This window comes from Mycobacterium ostraviense (assembly GCF_002705925.1).
Lineage (GTDB): Bacteria > Actinomycetota > Actinomycetes > Mycobacteriales > Mycobacteriaceae > Mycobacterium > Mycobacterium ostraviense.
Map to the genome: position 1 here is coordinate 1 of NZ_NKRE01000072.1, position 252 is coordinate 252.

Consider the following 252-nt stretch of genomic DNA (forward strand, 5'->3'; position numbering starts at 1 on the left):
GATTTACACGCAAATTAGGTTTTGACGGTTATAGTGATTTTAAATCGTACCTTAAATTTGAAAGTAATAAGACACACCAATTACCTTCTAACTCTATCGATAGTTTCAAACAAGAAATCGATAGTACATTAAGTTATTTAGAACGCGTTGATTACCAGCTTCTTACTGAAAAAATGCATACAGCTTCAACAATATATTTGTATGGTACAGGGCGTGCACAGTTAAACTTTGCTTCAGAGGCACAGCGTATAC

The 252-nt window shown here is 34.1% G+C and carries 1 protein-coding gene; it reads left to right on the top strand.

Annotation, left to right across the window (positions count from 1 at the left end):
* A partial coding sequence (locus tag CDN38_RS33670) for a MurR/RpiR family transcriptional regulator (RefSeq protein ID WP_204903264.1) occupies positions 1-252 on the top strand: 252 nt, incomplete at both ends.